At 59.0% G+C, this 2,500-nt stretch carries 2 rRNA genes (1 of these 2 cut by a window edge); both read right to left on the reverse strand.

The features are described from left to right. Window positions 1-780 precede the first annotated feature (780 nt). A 5S ribosomal RNA gene (rrf, locus tag ACFFGH_RS34085) occupies window positions 781-895 on the reverse strand. A 124-nt stretch (window positions 896-1,019) separates the two neighbouring features. Next, a 23S ribosomal RNA gene (locus ACFFGH_RS34090) occupies window positions 1,020-2,500 on the reverse strand (it continues 1,399 nt past the right edge of the window).

Consider the following 2,500-nt stretch of genomic DNA (forward strand, 5'->3'; position numbering starts at 1 on the left):
AGGCGTTCGACCCGTCGCTTCCCGCGTATCGCGACGTGATGGTCGTCACTTACACGGCCTTGGACCGCTGAGCGCGGGCAAGCGGGCGGATCGTCAACCTCCGGCGCCATTTATCCCGGCAGCAGTACCGCGCGGACCAGCTGGTCGCGGACGCAAGCGGGAGGCCACTCAGCGCGAACACGGCCGGCCGGCAGAGCCTCTTACGCCGAATCTCCCTAGCTGGCAAGGACGTCCAAAGACCCCACGTTTTGCGCCCGCGGTCCACCCGCGGTCCGGCCCGCAGCAACCATGGGCCATCTAACGGCCCGCGGGGCAACGACCCCGGTCGATCGCTGGCGGCACCACCGCCTTGTGCGTCGACTCGAGGCGCCTAGACGGATCGCTGCTGTTCGAGCAGCACCTAACTCAAGCCTACCCCGCGGGTCCCGGTGGCGGTAAAGGTCGAGCAATCAATTCCGGGCCCCGGCAGCCGCAGAAAGGTAAAGGGAGCGGCTGTTCAACTGCTCCAAGCAGGGACGCGCGCTAGCATCGTCCGACCACCAGAAGCGAACGAGTACGCCCTACGGCGGCGCTCGTAGACCGGACCTTTCACTCGAGTTCCGGACTCCATGGCGAGCACGGGACCGGGGCGCTGTACCTAGACCGAGCGCCGCAGGAGCCGGTTCGCGGACCACCGGGCGACCGATCCCGGCCGCAGCTCGCGCGAAAACACCGCCGTGCCCGACCGCCGGTCAAAAGAAAACCCCCGAGCCTGTTGGCTCGGGGGTTTTGGGGTAAAGCCCCTGGCGATGACCTACTCTTGCATGGCTTAGGCCACACTACCATCGGCGCGTGTGCGTTTCACTTCCGAGTTCGGGATGGGATCGGGTGGTTCCACACAGCTATGTTCACCAGGGAGAGGGTGGAGGGTCGCGGATCCCGGGTGGGATTGATCGCGCTCACGCTCTCATTGGGTTGGGACGTAGCGAGGGTCCTGGCGAAGTCGACGTGTCGTCGAGTCCAAGGCCACTTGAGGTTATATGGTCAAGCCACACGGATCATTAGTACAGGTTAGCTCAATACATTGCTGTACTTACACACCCTGCCTATCAACCACCTGGTCTTGATGGTTCCTTTAGGGGAGTCAAGCTCCCGGGAGATCTCATCTTGAGGCGCGCTTCCCGCTTAGATGCTTTCAGCGGTTATCGCTTCCGAACGTAGCTACCCGGCAATACCACTGGCGTGATAACCGGAACACCAGAGGTTCGTCCACTCCGGTCCTCTCGTACTAGGAGCAGCCCCTCTCAAATCTCCAACGCCCATGGCAGATAGGGACCGAACTGTCTCACGACGTTCTGAACCCAGCTCGCGTACCACTTTAAATGGCGAACAGCCATACCCTTGGGACCGACTACAGCCCCAGGATGTGATGAGCCGACATCGAGGTGCCAAACACCGCCGTCGATATGAACTCTTGGGCGGTATCAGCCTGTTATCCCCGGAGTACCTTTTATCCGTTGAGCGATGGCCCTTCCATACAGAACCACCGGATCACTAAGACCTACTTTCGTACCTGCTTGATCCGTCGATCTTGCAGTCAAGCACGCTTATGCCTTTGCACACAGTGCGCGATGTCCGACCGCGCTGAGCGTACCTTCGTGCTCCTCCGTTACACTTTGGGAGGAGACCGCCCCAGTCAAACTACCCACCATACATGGTCCCCGATCCGGATTACGGACCTAGGTTAGAACGTCAAGCACATCAGGGTGGTATTTCAAGGATGGCTCCACCGAAGCTAGCGCCTCGGTTTCATAGCCTCCCACCTATCCTACACAGACGAACTCAACGTTCAATGTAAAGCTATAGTAAAGGTTCACGGGGTCTTTCCGTCTTGCCACGGGAACGCTGCATCTTCACAGCGATTTCAATTTCACTGAGTCTCGGGTGGAGACAGCGCCGCTGTCGTTACGCCATTCGTGCAGGTCGGAACTTACCCGACAAGGAATTTCGCTACCTTAGGACCGTTATAGTTACGGCCGCCGTTTACTGGGGCTTCGATCAAGAGCTTCGCCTTGCGGCTAACCCCATCAATTAACCTTCCAGCACCGGGCAGGCGTCACACCCTATACGTCCACTTTCGTGTTTGCAGAGTGCTGTGTTTTTGATAAACAGTCGCAGCGGCCTGGTCACTGCGACCCCTCTCAGCTATAGCCCGCATGGGCCACCAAAAGGGGTGCACCTTCTCCCGAAGTTACGGTGCCATGTTGCCTAGTTCCTTCACCCGAGTTCTCTCAAGCGCCTGAGAATTCTCATCCTGCCCACCTGTGTCGGTTTACGGTACGGTCTGCGTAAGCTGAAGCTTAGGAGCTTTTCCTGGAAGCGTGGTATCAGTCACTTCGTCCTAATGGACTCGTCTCGGTGCTCGGTCTTAAAGGATCCCGGATTTGCCTAAGATCCAAACCTACCGCCTTTCCCCGGGGCAACCAACGCCCGGTAGACCTAACCTTCTCCGTCCCTCCAT

Source organism: Lysobacter korlensis, from assembly GCF_042434515.1.